The following is a 23,848-nucleotide window of genomic DNA, read 5'->3' on the forward strand; positions in this document are numbered from 1 at the left end:
CCCAGCCGGCTCAGAAACCGCCGCCGAAGTCCCCGCTGTCGCCGCCCCCGCCCCCGAAGTCCCCGCCGCCACCGAAGTCCCCGCCCCCGCCGAAGGAGCCGAAGTCCCCGGGGTCGAAGTCCGCGCCCGACACGTCGCCGCCCTGGTAGCCGCCGGAGTCGAAGCCGCCGAAGTCGCCGTACCCGGTGCCGTAGTCGGCCGCGTAGGCGGGGGCGGACATCCAGCCGCCCAGGGCGGTGCCGATGAGGAGGCCGGGGAGGATGCCGCCGCCGAAGTAGCCGCCCGCCCAGGGGCCGTAGGCAGGGCCCGCGTCCCAGTAGGGGCGGCGGCCGTAGTCGGTGTCGACCTCGCGGACCGCGGGATCGCGGCCGTCGGCGAGGCGGGTGGCGTCGGCCGCGCAGACCGGGACCTCGCGGGGCGCGCCGCCGGGCGGGGTCCAGGTGGCGTCGGTGACGGACGGGCCGTGCCGGGGGTCGAAGAAGCAGGGCGGGCGGCGCTCCGGGAGCGGTCGGCCCTCGCGGCGGGCGGCCAGCCGGGCCAGCGAGAAACGGCCGTCCTCCAGTGCCTGGGTGACCGCCCGGACGTCCTCCGGCCGGCGGGCGCCGGCCATCGCGGACTTCGCCCGGTCGTAGGCGTTGAGCGCGTTCTCGTAGTCGGCGCGCATCGCGTCGTCGGCGCCCGGCTCGGCCGGGTGGAAGTCGAGCCGGTCCAGTTCCTCGCCGAACGCGGTGATGTCCTCGTCCACGACCACCCGGAGCCGGTCCAGGGCGGCCCGCTGCTCCTCCTCGTGGCGGCGGCGGCCCCGGCGGACCAGGGCGTAGGCGCCCGCCCCGCCGGCCACGACCACGGCGCCGAGCGCGATCAGCGCCGTACTGGAGACTCCCGAGCCGCCCGTGCCGCCGCCGCCCCAGCTCGCGGGGGCTTTGCCGCCCATGTTGGTCAGGGCGCGGTCGGTGAAGTCGGTCAGCTGGGCCTTGGCGCTCTCGCCCTGGACGCTGGTGACCAGGTTCTGCACGGCCGTCCTGGGCAGGACCGAGGAGTCGGCGCGGGCGTCGAAGCGGTCGCCGAGGCGGACGGCGTAGAGGCCGGTGATGCCGGTGGCGGTGCGCAGGTCGGTGAAGAGGTCCTGGGTGGGGTAACCGGCGGGCAGGACCGCGACGAACAGGGGTTTGTCCGCGTCCTTGATCTGTCGGGCCAGCGCGTCGGCGTCGGCCGTGGAGAGCTGGGCGGCGGCCGCCGGGTCGACGTACACCGGGTTCTTGCGCAAGGCGTCGGCCACCGCCGAAACGCCGGTGGCCGCGCTCGCCCGGGGGGCGGGCGCGGCCAGGGCGACCAGGGCCAGCGCAAGGGCCAGGAACAGCAGCCCCGGGAGGCTTCGGGTGGTCCGTCGCACCGCGTTCATGCTTCGAAACTACCCCGAAGCCTCCTGTGCAGCGCTGTCCTCCTACGCTGCCCGGTAGGCCTCCGTCAGCTTCTCCACCGCCGCCGCGTACTTGCCGGTCAGCAGCAGGTGGTCCGCGTCGGCGAAGGGCTTCGAGACGGCCGCGGTGACCGACTGCCCGATCTTCGCCTGGACCAGCAGCCGGGCCTGGGTGACCACCTTCCGGCCCGCCGAGCCGGAGCCCGCGCGCTCGGCCGCCCTCGCCGCCGCGCCGAGCGCCTTCAGGGTGGCCTCACCGCCCCTGGGTGCCTTGGTCAGCGTGGTCAGACCCCAGCCGTAGGGGTACTGCGGGTCGTACGACGCGTCGCCGACGTTGATCGGCAGCTGCGCCTCGGACTTCGGCCAGGTGACCGGGAGCCGGCCGGTGAAGGCCTTCTTGCCGTAGAGCACGTCGGCCACGCCGTCGCCCTCGGTGCCCGGCAGCCAGGACGCCACCAGGGCGTCGATCTCGCCGAGCCGGTCGCCGATGAGCTGCGGGCGCCCGGAGACGACCAGGACGGCGCACTTCATGGCCGCGCACACCTTGTCCACGGCGGCCTGGTCGGCGGCCGACAGCACGAGGTCGTTGCCGTTGCCGACGTCGCCGACGCCCTCGGCGTACGGGGTCTCGCCGACCACGACCACGCCCACGTCGTACCCGCTCGTCGGCGCCGAGGCGTCCTTGGAGTAGGTGACGTCTCCCCCGGCGTTCTTCATGCCCTGGAGGATGGTGGTGCCGGTGGTGTGGGTGCCGGACTGGCCCTGCCAGGTGATGGTCCAGCCGCCGGTCTGGTTGCCGAGGTCGTCGGCGTTGGACCCGGCGACGTACACCTTCTGCGACTTCTTCAGGGGCAGGACGCCGTCGGAGTTCTTCAGCAGCACCTGCGACTCGGCGGCCGCCTGGCGGGCGACGGCCCGGTGCTTGGTGGAGCCGATCTTCGAGGCACCGGACGTGTCGGCGTAGGGGTGCTCGAAGAGGCCCAGCCTGAACTTCTGGGTGAGGATGCGGGACACCGCGTCGTCGATGCGCTGCTCGCTGACGGTGCCGGCCTTCACCTGGGCGATCAGGGTCGACGTGAAGTCCTTGTAGCCGTACGGCACCATCATCATGTCGACGCCCGCGTTGACGGCCGTGCTGACGTGGGAGGCGTAGTCACCCGGGAGCTGGTCGATGGCGTTCCAGTCGCTGATCACGAAGCCCTGGAAGCCCATCCGGCCCTTGAGCACCCCGGTGATCATGTCGGCGCGGGCGTGCATCTTCACCGGACCCTGGCCGTCGCCGACGATCTCCAGCGAGGAGTACGACGGCATGACCGTGCCGACGCCCCGGTCCACGGCCGTCTGGAACGGCGCCAGGTGGATGGCCTCCAGCTGCTGCCGGGTGACCGTGGTGACGCCCTGGTCGATGGTGTACGTGCCGGTCGTGGACGAGCCGTAGGCGGTGCCGCCGTCGCCGACGAAGTGCTTGGCGGTGGCCAGGACCTTGTCGTCGTCCTTCAGGTCCCGTCCGTCGGCGCGCCCCTGGAGGCCCTGGATGACGGTCTCCATGGACTTCACGAGCGCCGGGTCCTCGCCGAAGGACTCGTAGGAACGGCCCCAGCGTTCGTCACGGCTGACGCAGAGGCAGGGGGCGAAGTCCCAGGAGACGCCGGTGGCCCGGACCTCGGAGGCGGTCACCGCACCGGCCTGCTCGGCGAGCCCGGGGTCGCGGGTGGCGCCGATGCCGATGTTGTGCGGGAAGATCGTGGCGCCGGCCAGGTTGTTGTGACCGTGGACGGCGTCGGCGCCGTAGACGAGCGGGATCTGGAACCGGGTGGCCTGCGCCCGGAGCTGGAAGTCGTCGATCATCTGCGCCCAGGCCGCGGCCGTGTTGGGCGTGGGGGTCGAGCCGCCGCCGGAGAGCAGTGAGCCGAGGTCGTACGCGGCGACGTCACCGCCGGTGCCCACGGCGCCCCGCTCGGCCTGGGTCATCTGGCCGACCTTCTCCTCCAGGGACATCCGGGAGAGGAGATCGGCGACCCGCTTCTTCACGGGCAGCTTGCTGTCGAGGTACGGCAGTCCGTGCGCGTCGATGACGACCTGCGGGGTCTCCGCGGGGGCCTTGGCGCCGGTGACCGTGAGCTTCAGCGGGACGGTCTCGGCCGACTCGGCCGACCGGTCCTTCAGCGTCGGCACCTTGATGGTCTGCGTGGTCCCGGAGGCCGTGCCCGCCGGGAAGGTGACGGTGCCGGAGACCGCCTTGTAGTCCTTGCCGGCCTCGGCGGTCCCGCCCTGCGTCGTGTACGCGACGGTGACCGGGTCGTCGATCGGGGCCGAGCCGGTGGTGGCGACGGTGACCTTCACGCTCGCCGTGGAGCCCTCCTTCACCGGGTAGACGGCCGCGTCCGTGGTGACCGACGCGCGCAGCGCCTGGTCGGCCTTGCCGTACAGCTCCACGTCGTCCATGGCGAACTGCCCCTTGACCCCGACGGGGAGGGTGACCGCGTAGCCCCACATCTGGGTCAGGCCGAGGACGTGGTCGATGCCGCCGACCGGCTGGTAGTCGGTCCGGTAGACGAAGTCGGTGAACGGGATCTCGATCTGCTTCCAGCCGGTGAAGTCGTCGGTGAAGGACGTCGTCCACAGCTCGGAGGCCTCGCCGTTGGTGCCGCCGTCCTTGATCTCGAAGGCGATCTTCTTGCCGTTGTCCTGGCCGTCCCACCAGAAGCGGATGCCCTTGTGCCCGGACCAGTCGTGGGCGGGCTCGGTCGCGGCGAAGTCGTGGGTGAAGCCGCCGTAGCCGCTGATGTCGTAGGTCCCGGAGAGGACCTTGGCGCCCTCGGGGGCGTCGGCGCGGTCGGCGAACTGGAGGGCGGGCGGGTCGTCGCTGTCGCCTCCCCAGGTGAAGATGCCCTCGGCGGGCTGGGAGGCGAAGGGGACCTCACCCTCGAACAGGTCGACGGGGGTGGGCGCGGGGTCGTCGGCGGCGCTGGCGGCGGACAGGGGGATCAGGGCTGCGAGCAGTGCGGTGGAGACGAGCAGGGCGGCTCTTGGCATGGACCTTCCCTCGACTCTCTGGTTCACTCGGGGCTCTCACAGTTCACTCATGGCTTAGATCACGTCGTGAGTTAACTAACGGCTCGCACCCCCGTCAAGACGTCCCGTCAGGAAGGGCGATGTGCCCATGAGAAAAACCCCCCACACCCTGCGCCTGTTGCTGGCCGGGCTGCTCACCGCGGCCGGCTTCAGCGCCGTCGTGCCGTCGGCGCACGCGGCCGGAGAGCAGGTCACCGCGTACCTCACCACCACCGACGACTCCGCCGGGCGCCATGTCACCCGCGGGCTCCAGGCGCAGACGCCGTTCGCCTTCTCCTCCGGGACCGGGGGCGGCGGCACGAACATCACCGTCGACGAGAACACCCGCTACCAGACCTTCACCGGCGGCGGCGCGTCCTTCACGGACACCGCGGCCTGGCTGATGAACAGCAGCGGGGCGCTGTCCCAGGCCACCCGGGACGCCACCATGCAGAAGCTGTTCTCGCCGACGAACGGCATCGGTCTTTCGTTCCTGCGCAATCCGATGGGCGCCTCGGACCTGGCACGGTACGGGTACACGTACGACGACGTACCCGCCGGGCAGACCGACCCGAACCTCAACAGCTTCTCCATCTCGCACGACCTCGCGGACGTCGTGCCGCTCACCAAGCAGGCGCTCCAGCTGAACCCCTCTCTGACTGTCATGGCCTCGCCATGGACGGCGCCTGCCTGGATGAAGGACAGCGGCTCGCTCAACGGGGGCTGGCTCAAGTCGGAGGACTACGCCGCCTACGCCGCGTACTTCGTGAAGTACCTCCAGGCGTACCAGGCGCAGGGCGTCAAGGTCTCCTACGTGACCCCGCAGAACGAGCCCACCTGCTGTTCCGGCTACCCGTCGATGAGCTGGAACGCGTCCGGGCTGCAGTACTTCCTCAAGAACGACCTGCTGCCGCAGCTCCAGTCGGCGGGCCTGTCCACCAAGGTCCTCGCGCACGACTGGAACTGGGACGTGTACGACTCCTACGCGGCCGCCCTCGTCAACGACTCCACGATCCGCAACCACCCGAACTTCGGCGGGATCGCCTGGCACGGCTACGGCGGTGACGTCTCCGAGCAGACCACCGTGCACAACCAGTACCCGACGCTGGACGCCTTCGGCACCGAGCACTCCGGCGGCACCTGGGTCGCCAACCAGCAGAAGGAGGACATGTCCAACATCATCGACTACACCCGCAACTGGGCGAAGTCGGTGACGAAGTGGTCGCTGGCCGTGGACCAGAACATGGGCCCGCACAACGGCGGCTGCGGCACCTGCACGGGGCTGATCACCGTGCACAACGGGGACGGCGCGAGCGGCACGGTCGACTACACCGTCGAGTACTACGACATGGGCCACCTGACCAAGTTCGTCCGGCCCGGCGCGCAGCGGATCGCCTCCACCGCGTCCACCACCGTGCCGAACGTGGCCTGGCGCAACCCCGACGGCTCGAAGGCGCTGATCGCCTACAACGACTCGTCGAGCGCGCAGACGGTGACCATCAACTGGGGCTCCCAGCACGCCACCTACTCGCTCCCCGGCAAGACCTCGGCGACCTTCACCTGGTCCGGCACCCAGTCGGGCGGCGGCAGCCAGACCGGCGCGTTCGTGGGGCTCGCGAACAAGTGCCTGGACGTGGCGGGCGGTGCGACCGCGAACGGCACGGCCGTCCAGCTCTACGACTGCAACGGTTCCACCGCCCAGCAGTGGACTGTGCAGTCCGACGGGTCGGTCCGCGCCCTCGGCAAGTGCCTCGACGTGACCTCGGCGTCGACGGCGGACGGCGCGAAGGTGCAGCTGTACGACTGCAACGGAACCGGTGCGCAGCAGTGGTCGTACAACTCGTCCACCGGTGACGTGGTGAACACGGCGGCGAACAAGTGCCTGGACGTCACGGACAACTCGTCGGCGAACGGGGCGCGGGCGCAGATCTGGTCCTGCACGGGCGCCGCCAACCAGAAGTGGCACCTGCAGTAGGCGAACCCACCCCAGGGGGCTCCGCCCCCTGGACCCCCGGGCCTTCGCCCACCCACCACCCGACTCGGTCGGGAGAAAGGTGAGAGGCCCCCCACCCGGCGTCGGCCGAACCGGCGCCGGGCCCTCCACCCGGTGTCCGGCACGGCGGGGGCGGGCAGCCGGCAGCCGGCACGGCGGGCACGGGCACCCGGCCCCGACACGGCGGGTACACGAGTACCCGGCCGCCGGCACGGTGGGGCGGCGGCAGCCGCCGGTGTCCGGCTACTCGGCCGGCTCGACGCCCGCGCGCAGCAGGCCGTATGTGTACGCGTCCTCCAGGGCCTGCCAGGAGGCGGCGATGACGTTCTCGGCGACGCCGACCGTCGACCATTCGGCGCTGCCGTCGGAGGTCGAGATCAGGACGCGGGTGGTGGACTCGGTGCCGTGCTTGCCCTCCAGGATGCGGACCTTGTAGTCGACGAGGTCCAGCTTGGCGAGCTGCGGGTAGATCTTCTCGAGGCCCACGCGCAGGGCGCGGTCGAGGGCGTTGACCGGGCCGTTGCCCTCGGCTGTGGCGACGATGCGCTCGCTCTTGGCCCAGAGCTTGACGGTGGCCTCGTTGGCGTGGGTGCCGTCGGGGCGGTCCTCGACGATGGCCCGCCAGGACTCGACGCGGAAGTAGGAGCGGGGTTTGCCCTCGACCTCGGCGCGCAGCAGGAGTTCGAAGGAGGCGTCGGCGGCTTCGTAGGTGTAGCCCTTCAGCTCGCGTTCCTTGACGCGCTCCACCACCCGGCCGACCAGTTCGCGGTCGCCGCCGAGGTCGACGCCGAGTTCCTTGCCCTTGAGCTCCACCGAGGCGCGGCCGGCCATGTCGGAGACCAGCATGCGCATGGTGTTGCCGACCAGGGCCGGGTCGGTGTGCTGGTAGAGGTCGGGGTCGACCTTGATCGCGGAGGCGTGCAGGCCCGCCTTGTGCGCGAAGGCCGAGACACCCACGTAGGGCTGGTGGGTGGAGGGGGTGAGGTTGACGACCTCGGCGATGGCGTGGGAGATGCGGGTCATCTCGCGGAGCCGGCCCTCGGGCAGCACCTTCTTGCCGTACTTCAGCTCCAGGGCGGCGACCACCGGGAACAGGTTGGCGTTGCCGACCCGCTCGCCGTAACCGTTCGCCGTGCACTGGACGTGGGTGGCACCGGCGTCGACGGCGGCCAGGGTGTTGGCGACCGCGCAGCCGGTGTCGTCCTGGGCATGGATGCCAAGCCGGGCGCCGGTGTCCGCGAGGACGGTGGAGACGACGGCGTTGACCTGGGCGGGGAGCATGCCGCCGTTGGTGTCGCAGAGCACGACCACGTCGGCGCCGGCCTCGGACGCGGCCCGTACGACGGCCTTCGCGTACTCGGGGTTGGCGCGGTAGCCGTCGAAGAAGTGCTCGCAGTCGACGAAGACCCGGCGGCCCTGGCCCTTGAGGAAGGACACCGTGTCGCGGACCATCTCCAGGTTCTCGTCGAGGGTGGTGCGCAGCGCCAGCTCGACGTGCCGGTCGTGGGACTTGGCGACCAGAGTGATCACCGGGGCGCCGGAGTCCAGCAGCGCCTTGACCTGGGGGTCGTCCGCGGCCTTGGCGTTGGCCCGGCGGGTGGCGCCGAAGGCGACCAGCTGGGCGTTCCTGAAGTCGATCTCCTGCTGGGCACGGGCGAAGAACTCGGTGTCCCGCGGGTTGGCGCCCGGCCAGCCGCCCTCGATGAAGCCCACGCCGAAGTCGTCCAGGTGCCGGGCGATGGCCAGCTTGTCCGCGACGGTGAGGTTGATGCCCTCGCGCTGCGCGCCGTCGCGCAGCGTGGTGTCGAAGACGTGGAACGAGTCGTCCAGCTCGTTGGTTTCCGTCTCGGTCATGGTCTCAAGGCTCCTGATGTCGAATCTCGGTCGTACCGGAATGACCGGCTCCACCGTCCCTCCATGGTCCCTCGCGCCCGTCCCCCGGCTGAAGGTGGGCCGGAAAACGAAAAAACCCCTCGCGGGTGCGAGAGGTCTGCGCGCGGGTCGAGGACGACGATGGCCACCCGTACCTGGTCGTACGTGGTGGTCACTGCGGACCGGCGCGCCTGCTGCCAATAATCATGGCGAACGAGAGCACGGACGCAGTCTGGCACAGACCGCCCCCGTGCTCACCGTCCGTCTCATGATGCGAACAGTGTGCAGTCCGTCACGCGTCCGCGAGGAGCTCCGCCGCCAGGAAGTCGCGCACGTGGCCGAGCACCTGCGCCCGGTCCGTGCCGCGCAGGCCGATCGCCACGTGGATGGAGAAGCCGTCGAGCAGGGCGCGCAGCCGGGCGGCGAACCGGTCGGGGTCGACGGGCCGGAACTCGCCGCGCGAGATGCCCTCGGCGACCAGCGCGACCAGGTCGCGGTGCCAGGCGCCCTCGATGGCGGCCTGCCGGTCGCGGGCCGCCTCGTCGGCGTTCTGCGAGCGGTTCCAGACCTCCAGCCAGAGCGTCCAGTGCGGGTCCCGGTGCCCGTCGGGGACGTACAGGTCGACGTAGGCGTCGAGGCGCTCGCGGGCGGTGCCGCGCCGGGTGAGCAGCCGGCCGCGCTCGGCGCCCAGCCGGCCCTCGCTCCACTCCAGGGTCTGGAGCAGGAGTTCGTCCTTGGAGTGGAAGTAGTAGAGGAGATGGCCGCTGCTCATCCCGACCTCACGGCCGAGCGCGGCCATGGTGAGCTTCTCCAGGCCCCGTCCGGCGATCATCGTCATGGCGGCGGCGAGCACGTCCTCGCGGGGCGGGGCCTGTCTGCGCCCACCGGCCATCTTCGGCTCCTCGAACTGCTACTGGACCTTCGGCTGCTGCTGGGTGACGCAGTGGATACCGCCACCCCCAGCGAAGATCGTACGGGCGTCCACGAGGGTCACCGTCCGCTCGGGGAAGAGACGGCGGAAGATCCCGGCGGCGATCTCGTCGCGCGGGTCGTCGAAGCCGCACAGGACGACCCCGCCGTTGCAGAGGTAGTGGTTGATGTAGGAGTAGTCGGCCCAGTGGCCGTCGGCCTCCAGGACGGTCGGGGCGGGCACCTCGACCACCTCCAGGCTGCGGCCGCGGGCGTCGGTCTGGGACCGCAGCAGGCCGATGACCTCCTTGCTCACCTCGTGGTCCGGGTGCGCGGGGTCCGGCTGGGAGTGCGCGACGACGACTCCCGGGCGGGCGAAGGCGGCGACGATGTCGACATGGCCGAGGGTGCCGAAGCCGTACGGGGGGTAGTCGCCGGTCAGGCCGCGGGGCAGCCATATCGCCTTGCGGGTGCCGAGCATGCCGTGGATCTCGGCCTCGACCTCCGCCTTCGTCCAGCCCGGGTTGCGCTCGGGGCCCAGCTGCACGGTCTCGGTGAGCAGGACGGTCCCCTCGCCGTCGACGTGGATCGCACCGCCCTCGTTGACCAGCTTCGAGGCGTACGTCCGCGCGCCCGCGAGGTCCGCGACATGCGCGGCGATCTTCGCGTCGTGCTCCCAGCGGGCCCAGTGCTGGGCGCCCCAGCCGTTGAACGTCCAGTCCACGGCCGCCAGTTCACGCCCGTTGGTCAGGAAGGTGGGGCCGATGTCCCGCATCCAGGCGTCGTCCAGGTCCCGCTCGACGGTGTCGATGCCGGGCCCGAGCAGCGCCTGAGCCGCCGCCGACTGGCCGGGGCCGCACACGACGGTCACCGGTTCGAAGCGCAGGACGGCACGGGCCACCGACGCCCAGGCCGCCCGGGCGGCGACGAGGTCGTCGGCGTCGTCGAAGGTGGGGTTGGGACCCGGCCACGCCATCCAGGTACGCGCGTGCGGGGTCCACTCGGCGGGCATCCGGAAACCGTCGGAGGCAGCAGTCATCGGTGATCCTCAGAGGAAGTACAGGCGGTTGAGGGAGACGGAGTCGGCGGGCTCCGAGCGGAGCGGTTCGCCGTCGAGGGTGACCAGGCCGGTGCGCTGGTCGACGTCGACCGCTCCGGTGCGGGAGTTGCGCCGCAGGTCGGCCGGTCCGATGCCACGGGTGCCGCGGACGGCGACCCGGCGGCGCCGGGTGGGCAGGGTGTCGTGGCCCTGGTCGAGGGCGGCCTGCGCCACGAACGCGACGGAGATGTCGGCCGGGGTGGCGCCGTGCGCCCCGAACTGGGGGCCGAGGACGAGGGGTTCGCAGGTGTCGGTGGCCGCGTTCGGGTCACCGGTGACGCCGAACGCCGGGAAGCCGGACTTGAGGACGAGCTGCGGCTTGGCCCCGAAGTACTCGGGCGACCACAGCACGATGTCCGCCAGCTTGCCGACCTCGATCGAGCCGACCTCGTGCGCGAGGCCGTGGGCGATGGCCGGGTTGATGGTCAGCTTGGCCATGTACCGGAGCACGCGCTCGTTGTCGTGGCCGTCGTCCGGGGCGCCCAGCTCGGCCTTCATCTTGCCGGCCATGGCGAAGGTTCGGCGGACGGTCTCCCCGGCCCGGCCCATGCCCTGCGCGTCGGACGAGGTGATGCCGATCGCGCCCAGGTCGTGCAGCACGTCCTCGGCGCCCATGGTGCCGGCGCGGATCCGGTCGCGGGCCATGGCGGCGTCGCCGGGCAGGTCGGTCTTGAGGTCGTGGACGGAGACGATCATCCCGTAGTGCTCGGCGACCGCGTCCCGGCCGAAGGGCAGGGTGGGGTTGGTGGAGGAGCCGATGACGTGGGGGACGCCGGCCATCTTCAGGACGTTGGGCACGTGTCCGCCGCCGCAGCCCTCGATGTGGAAGGCGTGGATGGTGCGGCCCTCGAGGACCCGGAGGGTGTCCTCGACCGACAGGCACTCGTTCAGCCCGTCGCTGTGCAGGGCGACCTGGACGTCGTGTTCCTCGGCGACACGCAGGGCCGTGTCCAGCGCCCGGGTGTGGGCGCCCATGTCCTCGTGCACCTTGAAGCCCGAGGCGCCGCCCTCGGCGAGGGCCTCGACCAGCGGAGCCGCGTGCGAGGACGAACCCCGGCCGAGGAAACCGATGTTGACCGGCCAGGCGTCGAAGGCGTTGAAGGCGTGCTTCAGTGCCCAGGGCGAGTTGACGCCGACGCCCCACACCGGACCGAACTCCTGCCCGATGATCGTCGTGACACCGGAGGCCAGCGAGGCTTCCATGATGCGCGGCGACAGCAGGTGGACGTGCGTGTCGACGGCCCCGGCGGTGGCGATGAGCCCCTCTCCGGACACGATCGAGGTGCCGGTGCCGACCACGACGTCGACCCCGTCGAGGGTGTCGGGGTTCCCGGCCCGCCCGATCGAGCAGATCCGCCCCTCGCGGATGCCGATGGAGACCTTCCGGATCCCGAGCACGGCGTCGATGACGACGACATTGCTGATCACGACGTCGCAGGTCTCGCGGACGGCGGCGGCCTTGAGGTGCAGCCCGTCCCGGGCCGTCTTGCCGAAGCCGGCCAGGAACTCGTCGCCGTAGCGCTGGGAGTCGTCCTCGACGCGGATCACGAGGCCCGAGTCCCCGAGGCGGACGCGGTCGCCGGCGCGCGGGCCGTGGGTGGCCGCGTACTCGTGCGGGGTGAGGCGGCGGGCCTCGGCGGGGTGGCCTCCGGGGCGGCTCATCGATCGGCCTCCTGTGTCTCTCGTACCCCCAGGTATCCGCAGGCGGCGGCGCGGCGCAGCGCCTCCTCGCGGGCGCCGGGCGCGTCCAGCGGCCCGTCGACGAGACCGGCGAAGCCGATGGCGACCCGGTCGCCGCCGATCGGCACCAGACCGACCTCCAGCGAGTCCCCCGGCCCGAACCGCACGGACGACCCGGCGGGCACGGCGAGCCGCAGGCCGTAGGCGGCGGCGCGGTCGAAGTCGAGGCGGGGGTTGGCCTCGAAGAAGTGGAAGTGCGAGGTGACCGAGACGGGCACGGTCGCGGTGTTGATGACGCTCAGCCGTACGACCGCCTCCGGGTCGGCGTGTTCGGGCCCCGGCAGCAGCGCGCCGGGCGCGTCCTCGCCCAGTCCCCCGCCCCCGATCGGGTCGGTGACCACGGCGAGCCTGGACCCGTCGTCGAAGACGGCCTCGACGTGCACCTCGGTGACGATGTCGGCGACGCCGGGCAGCACGTCGGCCGGGCCGAGGACGGAGCGGGCCGCCTCGATCGCCTCGGCGAGCCGCCGGCCGTCCCGGGCGGCCTCGCAGACGGTGTCCGCGATCAGCGCGGTGGCCTCCGGCACGTTGAGCCTGAGGCCCCGCGCGCGGCGGGCACGGGCCAGCTCGGCGGCTCCGAAGAGCAGCAGCCGGTCCCGTTCCGTAGGGGTCAGTCGCACGCCCGGCACCTCCTTGGCTTCCTCATCCCTGGCTCCATTTAGAACAACACTCTAAATGCCGGATTACGAGAAGGGAACCATTGACATCACACGCCAGGTCGCCCACATTGAACGTCGCTCTAACTTGTGGGCGGCCGTCGAAGGAGACCAGCCATGCCGATAGAACAGCGCGGAGTCGACACGATCCCGGACGGGGAACGCGCCAGCGGCCCGAAGGACCTGGTCTCGATCCTGCTCGGCTCCAACCTCTGCCTCGGCGTGATCATCTTCGGCTGGCTGCCGCCGTCCTTCGGGCTCGGCTGGTGGGCGTCGGTGAGCGCGATCGTGGCGGGCACGCTGATCGGCACGGTGTTCACGGCCCCGCTGGCGCTGGTCTCGCTGCGCACCGCGACCAACCTCTCGACCTCCTCGGGCGCCCAGTTCGGGGTGCGCGGGCGGCTGGTCGGCTCGGTGGTGGGCCTCCTGCTGGCCCTCGGCTACACCGCGCTGACCGTGTGGATCGGCGGCGACGTGATGGTGAGCGTGCTGGGCCGGCTCTTCGGGCTGCCCGCGGACGGGGCGGCGTACGCCGTGGTCTACACGGTGCTCGCGGCGGCGACGGTGGCGGGCGCGGTCTACGGCTACCGGGTGCTGCTCGCCATGTCCAAGGTCCTCGCCGTCGGCATGACGGCCCTGCTGATCCTCGGCATCCTCGCCTACGCGCCGCACTTCACCACCTCCGCGCTGCCTGAGGCGGGCGGCTACCTGCTGGGCGGCTTCTGGCCGACCTGGTGCCTGGCTGCGGTGGCGGCGGGCCTGTCCGGGCCGGTCGCCTTCATCACCCTCCTCGGCGACTACACCCGCTACATCTCCCCGGCCCGCCACACCTCCCGCCGGGTGCTGCACGCGACCTGGCTGGGCCTGATCCTGGGCCTGCTGGTCCCGCAGCTCTTCGGCACGTTCACCGCGTACGCGGCACGGGCGGCCACGGACTACGCGGGTCCGCTGGTGTCGGCCTCCCCCGCCTGGTACCTGGTCCCGCTCCTGCTCTCCGCCTCCGCGGGCTCGGTCGGCAACGCGGGCCTCATGCTCTACTCCATGGGCCTCGACCTGGACGCGATCCTCCCCCGGGCGTCCCGCGCCCGCGCCACCTACACGGTCGCCGTCGTCGCCACGGCCTGCGTCTTCGCCGGCCACTACGCCTGGAACGCGCAGTCCGCGATGACCTCCTTCGTCCTCCTGTTCACCGCCATCGGCACCCCCTGGGCGGTCATCACCCTCATCGGCTTCGCCCGCTGCCGGGGCGTGTACGACGCGGACGCCCTCCAGGTCTTCAACCGCCGCTCGCGGGGCGGCATCTACTGGTACCGGGCGGGCTGGAACGTCCGGGCGACCGCGTCCTGGGCACTGGGAGCGGCCGTCGGCCTGCTCGCGGTCTCCCTGCCGTCGTACGAGGGCCCCCTGCTGTCCCTGACGGGCGGGGTGGACTGCAGCTTCCTGCTGTCGGGGACCGTGGGCGGACTGGTCTACCTGTTTCTGACGTCGAACCGGACGGACACACCTCGACCGATGTCCGACGACGACGCCCAGCCACACCTCAGCCCGTCCGCCGTCTGAGGACGAGGCCGTTCAGGCCGAAGGGGGGTCTGGGGGCGCCGCACCCGACGACGTCCGCCGCCCATCACCCCGGTTCGAGCCCCGGCAGGAACCGGCTCGCCCCGAACGCCGGCTTCAGGTCGGTCCACCACGTCGCCCCCTCGTCGTACGCGGCGAAGAACGGCCGGTCGACGAGGCCCGGATCGCGGGCCTGGATCAGGTGCAGGACGAAGACCCGCTCACCGGCCACCTCGGCGACGCCGTCCACGCAGACCTTGCCCGGCATCGCCGACATGACCGGCCCGCGGACCGTACGGGCGAGGCCCGACACGCGGGCGTAGGCGTCGCGGAAGACGGCGTGGCCGCGGGCGAGCGGGACGCCGAAGTAGCCCTGGGGGCCGGTGTCCCGCTCCACGAACTGGTAGTACGGCACCGCCCCCAGCGTGGTCGTCTCCTCCCACAGCTCGGCCCAGGCGTCCGCGCTGTCGTTGATCCCCGCCACCAGCGGGCCCTGGCAGCGGATCACGGCCCCGGTGTCCCGGACACGCCGCATCGCCTCCCGGACGACGGGCGGCCGCAGCTCCTGCGGATGCGTGAAGTGGGCCATCAGAGCCAGGTGCCGGCCGCTCGCCACCACCTCCTCGAAGAGCCGCAGCAGGTCGTCGGCGTCGCGGTCGGTGGTGAAGCGGTACGGCCAGAAGGCGAGGGACTTGGTGCCGATGCGGATCGAGCGGACCGTGTCGATCGCGAGGAGCGGCTCGACGTAGCGGCGCAGTACTGCCGTGCTCATCACCAGCGGGTCGCCGCCGGTGACCAGGATGCTGGCGACCTCGGGGTGGGCGCGCAGATACGCATCGGTCGCGGCGATGTCGTCGGTCGCGATGCGCAGGTCGGCCTCGCCGACGAACTGCGGCCAGCGGAAGCAGTAGGTGCAGTAGGCGTGGCAGGTCTGGCCCTGGCGCGGGAAGACCAGCACCGTCTCCGGGTACTTGTGCTGGAGGCCGGTCAGCCGCTGCCCCTCGTGCACGGGGACGTTGGCGTCGAGCTGGCCGGAGGGATGCGGGTTGAGCCGCATCCGGATCTCGTGCGCGGCACGCTGGATCTCGGCACGCGGCGCGTCCCCCGTCAGCAGGTCGGCCATCCGGCGCACGTCCGGCGCGGGCAGCATCCCGGACTGCGGGAAGGTCAGCCGGAAGACCGGGTCCTCGGGCACGGCCGACCAGTCGATCAGCTCGTCGACGACGTAGGCGTTCGTACGGAACGGCAGGACCGAGGAGACCGCCCGCAGCGCCAGCCGCTGATCGTCCGTCAGGGAGACCCGCCGGAGCAGGCCGTCCAGGTCACGGGGCGTGAAGGCGCGGAAACGGGGGTGGTGCGCTGAACTCATCGTGCGGGGGCCCTCTATTCCGTGACCAGGACCGTGGACGGCCGCAACTCCACGAAGGCGGCCGCCTGCGCATCGTACTTCTCCCCGAAGTGGAGGATGAGCCGCCGGTGCAGCTCGCTCTCGTCGTCCACGACGATGACGTCGTGCGCGCCGGACCCGGTCAGCGCTTCGCTGTAGGCGCTGAGTTGGTCGAGGCGGCGGCGGGCCAGATAGGTGACGAGGTCGGGCGCGGCGACGTACAGGCGGTCGTCGAGGAAGACGAAGTGGCAGACGAACTCGCGTCGCCCGTCCGTGGCGTCGACGAGGGTGACGGGCAGGCGGGTGAAGCGTTCCATCGGCTTGCCCTGCTGCCACAGTTCGTCGAAGCGCTGTTCGACGAAGGTGCCCAGCGGGGAGCGGACCGCGACCTCCAGCTGAACCCCCTCGCCGGAGAGCCGGCCGACGGTCAGGAAGGAGACCAGGCAGCGCTCGTCCCAGCGGTAGAGGGTGACGCCCGGGGAGGTGGAGCACAGCCGTACCTCCAGGAGCTGCCGGGAGGTGGCGTCGAGGCGGCGGGCGAACCCGTCGAGCGTGCGCAGGTTGCGCATGATGTCGCGGCGGATGTCGGCGCTCTGCTCGCCCAGTTCGCGGCCGCGCAGGATGACGGCGAGGGAGTCGGGATCCAGGAGCAGGATCTGCACCCGGGCACCGTTCGCGGTGGCCGATCTGACGCCCCGGAACAGGCGCTCGGAGAACTGCGGTCCGAACAGGTTGGAGAAGGTGTCGAGGACCTTCACGTTGGACGTCGAGCCGTGCACCTGGGCGGCGAACCACTCGTAGTCCAGCCGGGTGTGCTCGCGGACCCGGCCCTCCTGGGCCCGGGATATCAGCGGGCCGATGACGAACACGGTGACGACCACGCCGACGATGTCGGTGCCGAGGTTGAGGGCGAGGTTCTGCCCGTAGTTGTCCATCGTCGAGGCCCGCCACAGCAGCAGGCCCGCGACGGCGGTGAGCAGGGCGAGCACGGTGAGGCTCTGCGGGCGGCGCGGGGTGCGTAACGTGCGCATCAGCCAGCGCAGCCGTGACCATGGCGACCGTCCGCTCACGCGTGCTCCCTCCCCCGTGTGGACTCAGGAGATACCCGTACGGGGGAGGTGATACGCGTCGAACGGACAGCCGAAGATCGATCAGCCGAGCTGGTGCATCCAGCCGTGCTTGTCCGCCACCGTGCCCCGCTGGATGTTGAGGAGGGCCTCGCGGAGCTTCATGGTCACCTCGCCGGGCTCGCCACCCGACTGCTGCCACTCGGCGGTCGCGCGCTTGACCGTGCCGACGGGGGTGATCACGGCGGCGGTGCCGCAGGCGAAGACCTCGGTGAGGGTGCCGTTCTCGGAGTCGCGCTGCCACTGCTCGATGGAGACCCGGGCCTCCTCGGACTCGTAGCCGAGGTCGCGGGCGACGGTGAGGAGGGAGTCGCGGGTGACGCCTTCGAGGATGGAGCCGGTGAGGGTCGGGGTGACGATCCTGTCGCCGTACACGAAGTACAGGTTCATGCCGCCGAGCTCCTCGACCCACTTGTGCTCGACCGCGTCGAGGTAGCAGACCTGGTCGCAGCCCTGGGCGGCGGCTTCGGCCTGGGCGAGCAGGGAGGCCGCGTAGTTGCCGCCGGTCTTCGCGTCGCCCATGCCGCCGGGGACGGCGCGGACGCGGTCCTCGGAGGCCCAGATGGAGACCGGCTTCACGCCGCCGGGGAAGTAGGCGCCCGCCGGGGAGGCGATGACCAGGAAGAGGTACTCGTTGGCCGGCTTGACGCCCAGACCGACCTCGGTGGCGATCATGAAGGGGCGCAGGTAGAGGGATTCCTCGCCGCCGTGTGCCGGGACCCATGCCTTGTCCTGCTGGACGAGCAGGTCGCAGGCCTCGATGAAGGTCTCCACCGGCAGCTCGGGCATGGCGAGCCGGCGGGCGGAACGCTGGAAGCGCTTGGCGTTCTGGTCGGGGCGGAAGGTGGCCACCGAGCCGTCGGGGCGGCGGTACGCCTTCAGGCCCTCGAAGATCTCCTGGGCGTAGTGCAGGACGTTGGTGGCCGGGTCGAGGGGGATCGGCGCGTACGGGACGAGCTGGCCGTCGTGCCAGCCGCGGCCCTCGGTCCACTTGATCGTCACCATGTGGTCGGTGAAGTGGCGGCCGAATCCGGGGCTGGCCAGGATCGCCTCGCGCTCCGCGGCGGGCAGCGGGTGTGCGGACGGCTTGAGCTCGATCGTGGGCGTCGTCATGAGTAGGTGTCCTTCACCGGTTGTAGTGATGGGCCGCGCTCACACCCTTGTCCTAGGACGTCCGAGCATTCCCTCAGGGCGCGGCTCCGCGTTCGATTATCGCGCGGGGGCCGAGGTGGAAGGAATCGGGGTGAATGCGGACCCGGGGTTGATGGTGGCACCCGGCGGCAGGCATGGGGAAGCCGCCGGGCGCTGGAGCGACCCGGCGGCTTCGAAGTGTCTTCGAGGGGCTCGGCGGGTCAGCCGGCTACTCGTACGGCGAGGGCGTCGCCGATCTCCGAGGTGGAGCGGGCGGGCTTGCCCTGGCGTTCGGTGAGGTCGGCGGTGACGGCCTCGTCGATGCGGGCGGCCTCGGCCTCGTAGCCGAGGTGGCGCAGCAGCAGGGCGACGGACAGGACCGTGGCGGTGGGGTCGGCCTTGCCCTGGCCGGCGATGTCGGGCGCGGACCCGTGCACCGGCTCGAACATGGACGGGAACTCGCGGGAGGGGTTGATGTTCCCGCTCGCCGCGACGCCGATGCCGCCGGAGACGGCCGCGGCGAGGTCGGTGATGATGTCGCCGAAGAGGTTGTCGGTGACGATGACGTCGAAGCGGCCGGGGTCGGTGACGAGGTAGATAGTCGCCGCGTCGACGTGGATGTAGTCCGTGGTGACCTCGGGGAACTCCGCGGCCACCTTGTTGAAGACGTTCGTCCACAGGTGCCCGGCGAAGGTCAGCACGTTGTTCTTGTGGACCAGCGTGAGCTTCTTGCGCGGGCGGGCCTGGGCGCGGGCGAAGGCGTCCCGGACGACACGCTCGACGCCGAAGGCCGTGTTGACGGACACCTCGGTGGCGACCTCGTGGGCGGTGCCCTTGCGGATGGTGCCGCCGTTGCCGGTGTACGGGCCCTCGGTGCCCTCACGGACCACGACGAAGTCGATCTGCGGCTCGCCGGCCAGCGGGGTGGCGACACCCGGGAGGAGCTTCGACGGACGCAGGTTGACGTGGTGGTCGAAGGCGAAGCGGAGCTTCAGCAGGAAGCCGCGCTCCAGGACGCCGGAGGGCACGCTCGGGTCGCCGATGGCGCCCAGCAGGATGGCGTCGTGCTGCTTCAGCGCGTCGAGGTCGGCGTCGGTGAGGGTCTCACCGGTGGCGTGGTAACGCTTGGCGCCGAAGTCGTACTCCTTGGTCTCCAGCTTCACGTCCTCGGGGAGGACGGCGGAGAGGACCTTGAGGCCTTCGGCCACGACTTCCTGCCCGATGCCGTCACCGGGGATCACTGCGAGATCGATGCTGCGAGACATGTCGGCACCCTACTCCGCGTCCCATGGGATGACACACACCGTCCGGCATGCGGACGCGGCGGGTTGTTCCTTCGACCGGCGTTCACCCGTACGTGGGGCTGGTGTCGGCCCGTGCCGGGCACGCTCCCGGCATGGACATCCCCGGCACCGGCCGCCCCGGCACGGACATCCCCGGCTTCGGCGTCCCGCCGCGGCTCGCCGCCCGGATGAGCATGGCCGAGCAGTACGAGTATCTGCGCGGTCGGCTGGTGAGCCGTCGCACGCTGGTGACGGCGGGCGCGGTGGCGGGCGGTGCGCTGGTGAGCGGCTGCGCGAGGTCGGGGAGCCCGGCTCCGGCCACCTCCGCGGTCCGCGGTGCGGCGGTCGTGCCGTTCGGCCGGCACCTCGCCTTCGGCGCCGACCCGCGGACGCAGATGCGGATCTCCTGGCAGGTGCCGTCCGCCGTGAAGAGGCCGTTCGTGCGGATCGGGACGCGCCCGGACCAGCTGGGCACGCGCGCCGCCGCGGAGATCCGGCACCTGCACACGCCCGGGGTGCGGGGGGTGCGCCCGGTGGTCGAGCAGTACTACGCGCACGCGGCCCTGACCGGCCTCGCTCCCGGCACCACGTACTACTACGGCGTCGGCCACGAGGGCTGGGACCCGGCCGCCCCCGGCCACCGCGCCACCATCACCCCGTTCCGCACCGCGCCCGCGACCCCGGAGCGGTTCGTGTTCACGGCCTTCGGCGACCAGGGCGTCAGCCGGGCCGGGAAGGCCAGTGACAACGCGCTGCTGAAGCAGAACCCGGCCTTCCACCTGCACGCGGGCGACATCTGCTACGCGGACGGCAACGGCGCGGGGAAGACCTCGGACGGCTACGACGCCCGGGAGTGGGACCGGTTCCTGAAGCAGAACGACCCGGTGGCGCGGTCCGTGCCGTGGATGGTGACGACCGGCAACCACGACATGGAGGCCTGGTACTCCCCCGACGGCTACGGCGGCCAGTACGCCCGCTTCGCCCTTCCCGACAACGGCTTCGACCCGCACGGCTCACCGGGCGTGTACGCGTTCACCTACGGCAACGTCGGCTTCGTGGCGCTGGACGCGAACGACGTGTCGTACGAGATCCCCGCCAACCTCGGCTACAGCGGCGGCCGGCAGACGAGGTGGCTGGAGCGGAAGCTGAAGGAGCTGCGGGCGGCGAAGGACGTGGACTTCGTCGTCGTCTTCTTCCACCACTGCGCGTACTCGACGTCCTCGCACGCCTCCGACGGCGGGATCCGGGCGGCCTGGCTGCCGCTGTTCACCAGGTACCAGGTGGACCTGGTGATCAACGGGCACAACCACGTGTACGAACGCACCGACGCGGTGAAGGGCGGCGGGGTCGGCCGCGCGGTCCCGGTCGGCGGCTCGACCGACCCGACGCGGGACGGGATCGTGTACGTGACGGCGGGCGGCGGCGGGCGGGACCTGTACGGATTCCCCCCGGGGGTGCGGGACAGCTACGAGGGGCACGTCACCCGGCACGACGCGGTGCACAGCTTCCACTGGGCCGCGGGGCAGCACAACGTCGCGGAGACGGTGGAGTGGTCGCGGGTGCGGTACACCGGCTTCTCCTTCCTCAGGGTCGAGGCGGAGGCGGGTCCGTCCCCGCGGCTGAAGGTGTCGGCACTGGCGCAGAGCGGTGCGCGGATCGACCACTTCGAGATCCGCCGGGGCGGCTGATCCCCGGAGTACGGCGCGGCTGTCCCGGCCGCGCCGTACTCCGTGCGGGTGCGGCTCCCGTTGAGGGGTTGCTACACGGGTTACCGGCGGTGCGTCAACGGTGCGCCGACGGCTCAGTGGCCGGTCTCGCCGCCGTTGTCGCGGCGGTCGAGGGCGCGCTGGAGGGCGGCTGCGGCGTTCTTGCGCTCGGACTCGCTGGTGCGGGACACGTGGCGGACCCGGCGGCGGACGGTCGTCTCGGCCATGGGAATCGACTCCTTCGGCATACGTGGAGTACGGCAGGGGGATACGAGACGCCGGAAGGGGCGGGGAGCGGTGCCGCAGGGGTTGCCTGCACGGGGCCCGGCTCACGACCGCCATTCGCTTGATCGAGCGAGACGTTCGGCTCCTACAAAAGTAAGGGAGCGGCCCGCTTCTGTCTGCACAATTACTCGGACTTCCTACTATCTGAGACGGCGAGGTCGGCCACCCGCCCCCGAGCTGGGGTTTTGACCCCTGGGGCAGCTGGGGCGAACGGGTTACATGACGTCTCCGTCGCGCCAGTCGAAGATCAGCTCGTGAGCGGGGTCCAGGGCACCGGCCAGGGCGGGCCACACGAACACGTCCCCCTCCTCCGCCACGAGCCGCACGATCCCGCGGTCCGGGGACAGCGCGCAGATCCGGCCGGGCCAGCGCTGCCAGCCCCGGACCGTGTACAGCCGGGCGCCGTCGTCGCTCGCGCCGAGCGCGCCGAGGTCGTACGCCCGCTCGACGATCCTTTCCAGCGCCGCCATCACCCGCCCGCCGTGCCCCCGGCGCCGGGCGTCGGGCCGTACGCCCACCGCCTCCACGTAGCCGACGCGCAGCCAGCGGCCCCGGTGCCGGGCGCGGCGCATGACGACCGAGCCGTGGGCGGCGAGCCCGGCCTCGTCGTGGACGAGGGCGTGCAGGCCGCCCAGCCCGTGCTCCCAGTCGCTGTCGGCGAAGTCCCCGCCGAACGCCTCGTGGAGGAGGGTGCGCGCGGCGCGCAGGTCGGCGGGGTCGAGGTCGGCGGTGTGCGCGATGCGGAGAGACATGGCCCAAGTCTCGTACCAACCGGCGGGCGACGGGGCCGGGCATGGGAACGGGCCGGGAAGCCTGCTCGTGGGTCAGGCTTCCCGGCCCGTGCTCGGGAGGGCTGGGGGGTCAGCCCATGTGCGGGTACGCGTAGTCGGTCGGGGCGACCAGCGTCTCCTTGATCGCGCGGGTCAGCGTCCAGCGCAGCAGGTTCTGCGGGGCGCCGGCCTTGTCGTTGGTGCCGGAGGCGCGGCCGCCGCCGAAGGGCTGCTGGCCGACGACGGCGCCGGTCGACTTGTCGTTGATGTAGAAGTTGCCGGCCGCGTAGCGCAGCTTCTCCATCGTGTACGCCGCCGCCGCGCGGTCGCCCGCGATGACCGAGCCGGTGAGCGCGTAGTCGGACACCGACTCCATCTGGGTCAGCATCTCGTCGTACTGGTCGTCCTCGTAGACGTGCACGGCGAGGAACGGGCCGAAGTACTCGGTGCGGAAGACCTCGTTCTCCGGGTCGCTGCACACGACGACCGTCGGGCGGACGAAGTAGCCGACCGAGTCGTCGTAGGAGCCGCCCGCGACGATCTCGCAGGTCGGATCGGTCTTCGCGCGGTCGATCGCGGCCTTGTTCTTGGCGAACGCGCGGTCGTCGATGACGGCGCCGATGAAGTTCGACAGGTCGGTGACGTCGCCCATGGTCAGGTAGTCGACCTCGGCGGCGAACTCCTCGCGGAAACCGTCGTTCCAGATGGACGCGGGGATGTAGGCGCGGGAGGTCGCCGAGCACTTCTGGCCCTGGTACTCGAAGGCGCCGCGGGTGAGCGCCGTCTTGAGGACGGCCCGGTCGGCGCTCGGGTGGGCGACGAGGAAGTCCTTGCCGCCCGTCTCGCCCACCAGACGCGGGTACGACCGGTACTTCTCGATGTTGTTGCCGACCGTCTTCCACAGGTACTGGAAGGTCTTGGTGGAGCCGGTGAAGTGGATGCCGGCCAGGTCCCGGTGCTCGAGAGCGACCTTCGAGACCTCGACGCCGTCGCCGGTGACCAGGTTGATGACGCCCTTGGGCAGACCGGCCTCCTCCAGCAGCTGCATCAGCAGCACGGCGGCGTGGGTCTGGGTCGGGGACGGCTTCCACACGACGACGTTGCCCATGAGGGCCGGCGCGGTCGGCAGGTTGCCGGCGATCGCGCTGAAGTTGAACGGCGTGATCGCGTAGACGAAGCCCTCCAGCGGGCGGTGGTCGAGGCGGTTCCAGACGCCCGGGGAGTTGGCCGGGGGCTGCTCGGCCAGGATCTGGCGGGCGTAGTGGACGTTGAAGCGCCAGAAGTCGACCAGCTCGCACGGGGTGTCGATCTCGGCCTGCTGGGCGGTCTTGGACTGGCCGAGCATGGTGGAGGCGGCGATCGTCTCGCGCCAGGGGCCGGCGAGCAGTTCGGCGGCGCGCAGGATGATCGCGGCGCGGTCGTCGAAGGACATCGCGCGCCAGGCGGGAGCGGCGGCGAGGGCCGCGTCGATCGCGTCCCGGGCGTCCTGCTGGGTGGCGTGCCGGCCGGTGCCGATGACGGCCTTGTGGTTGTGCGGCTGCACGACCTGGAAGGGCTCGCCGCCGCCGAGCCGCTTCTCGCCGCCGATGGTCATCGACAGCTCGAGCGGGTTCTCGGCGAGCTCCTTGAGCTTCGCCTCCAGGCGGGTGCGCTCGGCGGAGCCGGGGGCATAGCCGTGCACCGGCTCGTTGACGGGGGCGGGGACCTGGGTCACAGCGTCCATGGGATCCGTAACTCCTTGAACTTGAGCGGGTGTTGAGGCTTGTCGCGGCTTGGCTTGTCGCGGCTGGCTTGTCGCGGCTCGGCGGGCGCCTGGCGGGGCTCAGCCCTTGCTGACCATCGAGCGCAGGCTGTGCTTG

General features: G+C 71.5%; 17 protein-coding genes. 3 read left to right on the top strand and 14 right to left on the bottom strand.

What is annotated here, in order from left to right:
- Positions 1-10: 10 nt before the first annotated feature.
- Positions 11-1,402, bottom strand: coding sequence for a hypothetical protein (locus ACZ63F_RS30025; RefSeq protein WP_469715544.1), 1,392 nt, complete (start codon positions 1,400-1,402; stop codon positions 11-13).
- Between the two features lie 42 nt (positions 1,403-1,444).
- Positions 1,445-4,456, bottom strand: a complete 3,012-nt coding sequence (locus tag ACZ63F_RS30030; protein WP_469715546.1) for a glycoside hydrolase family 3 protein — start codon at positions 4,454-4,456, stop codon at positions 1,445-1,447.
- 127 nt (positions 4,457-4,583) lie between these two features.
- Between ACZ63F_RS30030 and ACZ63F_RS30035 the strand changes: the two genes are divergently transcribed.
- Complete coding sequence (locus ACZ63F_RS30035) at positions 4,584-6,449, top strand: ricin-type beta-trefoil lectin domain protein (protein WP_469715549.1); 1,866 nt, start codon at positions 4,584-4,586, stop codon at positions 6,447-6,449.
- A 261-nt stretch (positions 6,450-6,710) separates the two neighbouring features.
- On the opposite strand, the gene cimA is transcribed toward ACZ63F_RS30035, so the two are convergent.
- The 5 genes from cimA to ureA all read right to left on the bottom strand — a co-directional run bounded on the left by cimA (position 6,711) and on the right by ureA (position 12,707).
- Entirely contained in the window at positions 6,711-8,321 is a 1,611-nt protein-coding gene (cimA, locus tag ACZ63F_RS30040; protein ID WP_469715551.1) for a citramalate synthase, read from the bottom strand.
- A 310-nt stretch (positions 8,322-8,631) separates the two neighbouring features.
- Positions 8,632-9,231 carry a TetR/AcrR family transcriptional regulator gene (locus tag ACZ63F_RS30045; protein ID WP_351497699.1) on the bottom strand — a complete coding sequence of 200 codons (600 nt, stop codon included), beginning with the start codon at positions 9,229-9,231 and terminating at the stop codon, positions 8,632-8,634.
- An 18-nt stretch (positions 9,232-9,249) separates the two neighbouring features.
- Positions 9,250-10,287: an agmatine deiminase family protein gene (locus ACZ63F_RS30050; protein WP_469715554.1), complete on the bottom strand. Its 1,038-nt coding sequence runs from the start codon at positions 10,285-10,287 to the stop codon at positions 9,250-9,252.
- A 9-nt stretch (positions 10,288-10,296) separates the two neighbouring features.
- Positions 10,297-12,009 (bottom strand): urease subunit alpha, encoded by a 1,713-nt coding sequence (locus tag ACZ63F_RS30055; protein WP_469715556.1) that lies wholly within the window; start codon positions 12,007-12,009, stop codon positions 10,297-10,299.
- Positions 12,006-12,707 (bottom strand): urease subunit gamma, encoded by a 702-nt coding sequence (gene ureA / locus ACZ63F_RS30060; RefSeq protein WP_469715557.1) that lies wholly within the window; start codon positions 12,705-12,707, stop codon positions 12,006-12,008. The genes ACZ63F_RS30055 and ureA overlap by 4 nt, the downstream gene beginning before the upstream one ends.
- A gap of 153 nt (positions 12,708-12,860) precedes the next feature.
- Here ureA and ACZ63F_RS30065 point away from each other — a divergent pair, with 153 nt between their 5' ends.
- Positions 12,861-14,303, top strand: a complete 1,443-nt coding sequence (locus ACZ63F_RS30065) for a cytosine permease (protein ID WP_469715559.1) — start codon at positions 12,861-12,863, stop codon at positions 14,301-14,303.
- Positions 14,304-14,367: 64 nt separating this feature from the next.
- Here ACZ63F_RS30065 and ACZ63F_RS30070 read toward each other — a convergent pair whose 3' ends face one another.
- From ACZ63F_RS30070 to ACZ63F_RS30085, 4 genes are all read right to left on the bottom strand, one after another.
- Complete coding sequence (locus tag ACZ63F_RS30070; protein ID WP_469715562.1) at positions 14,368-15,669, bottom strand: KamA family radical SAM protein; 1,302 nt, start codon at positions 15,667-15,669, stop codon at positions 14,368-14,370.
- A 14-nt stretch (positions 15,670-15,683) separates the two neighbouring features.
- Entirely contained in the window at positions 15,684-16,757 is a 1,074-nt protein-coding gene (locus ACZ63F_RS30075) for a hypothetical protein (protein WP_469715565.1), read from the bottom strand.
- An 81-nt stretch (positions 16,758-16,838) separates the two neighbouring features.
- Entirely contained in the window at positions 16,839-17,927 is a 1,089-nt protein-coding gene (locus ACZ63F_RS30080) for a branched-chain amino acid aminotransferase (RefSeq protein ID WP_352367270.1), read from the bottom strand.
- Positions 17,928-18,166: 239 nt separating this feature from the next.
- Entirely contained in the window at positions 18,167-19,210 is a 1,044-nt protein-coding gene (locus ACZ63F_RS30085) for a 3-isopropylmalate dehydrogenase (protein ID WP_352367271.1), read from the bottom strand.
- 131 nt (positions 19,211-19,341) lie between these two features.
- Between ACZ63F_RS30085 and ACZ63F_RS30090 the strand changes: the two genes are divergently transcribed.
- The gene (locus ACZ63F_RS30090) at positions 19,342-20,916 is read left to right on the top strand and encodes a purple acid phosphatase family protein (RefSeq protein WP_469715569.1); all 1,575 of its coding nucleotides are present in this window, start codon (positions 19,342-19,344) and stop codon (positions 20,914-20,916) included.
- 113 nt (positions 20,917-21,029) lie between these two features.
- Here ACZ63F_RS30090 and ACZ63F_RS30095 read toward each other — a convergent pair whose 3' ends face one another.
- From ACZ63F_RS30095 to pruA, 3 genes are all read right to left on the bottom strand, one after another.
- Positions 21,030-21,161, bottom strand: a complete 132-nt coding sequence (locus tag ACZ63F_RS30095) for a hypothetical protein (protein ID WP_089098576.1) — start codon at positions 21,159-21,161, stop codon at positions 21,030-21,032.
- A 273-nt stretch (positions 21,162-21,434) separates the two neighbouring features.
- The gene (locus tag ACZ63F_RS30100) at positions 21,435-21,971 is read right to left on the bottom strand and encodes a GNAT family N-acetyltransferase (protein WP_351961297.1); all 537 of its coding nucleotides are present in this window, start codon (positions 21,969-21,971) and stop codon (positions 21,435-21,437) included.
- A gap of 109 nt (positions 21,972-22,080) precedes the next feature.
- On the bottom strand, positions 22,081-23,712 hold the full coding sequence (gene pruA / locus ACZ63F_RS30105) for an L-glutamate gamma-semialdehyde dehydrogenase (RefSeq protein ID WP_469715573.1): 1,632 nt from the start codon (positions 23,710-23,712) through the stop codon (positions 22,081-22,083).
- Positions 23,713-23,848: the final 136 nt, after the last annotated feature.

Source organism: Streptomyces sp. NPDC104761 (assembly GCF_055583445.1).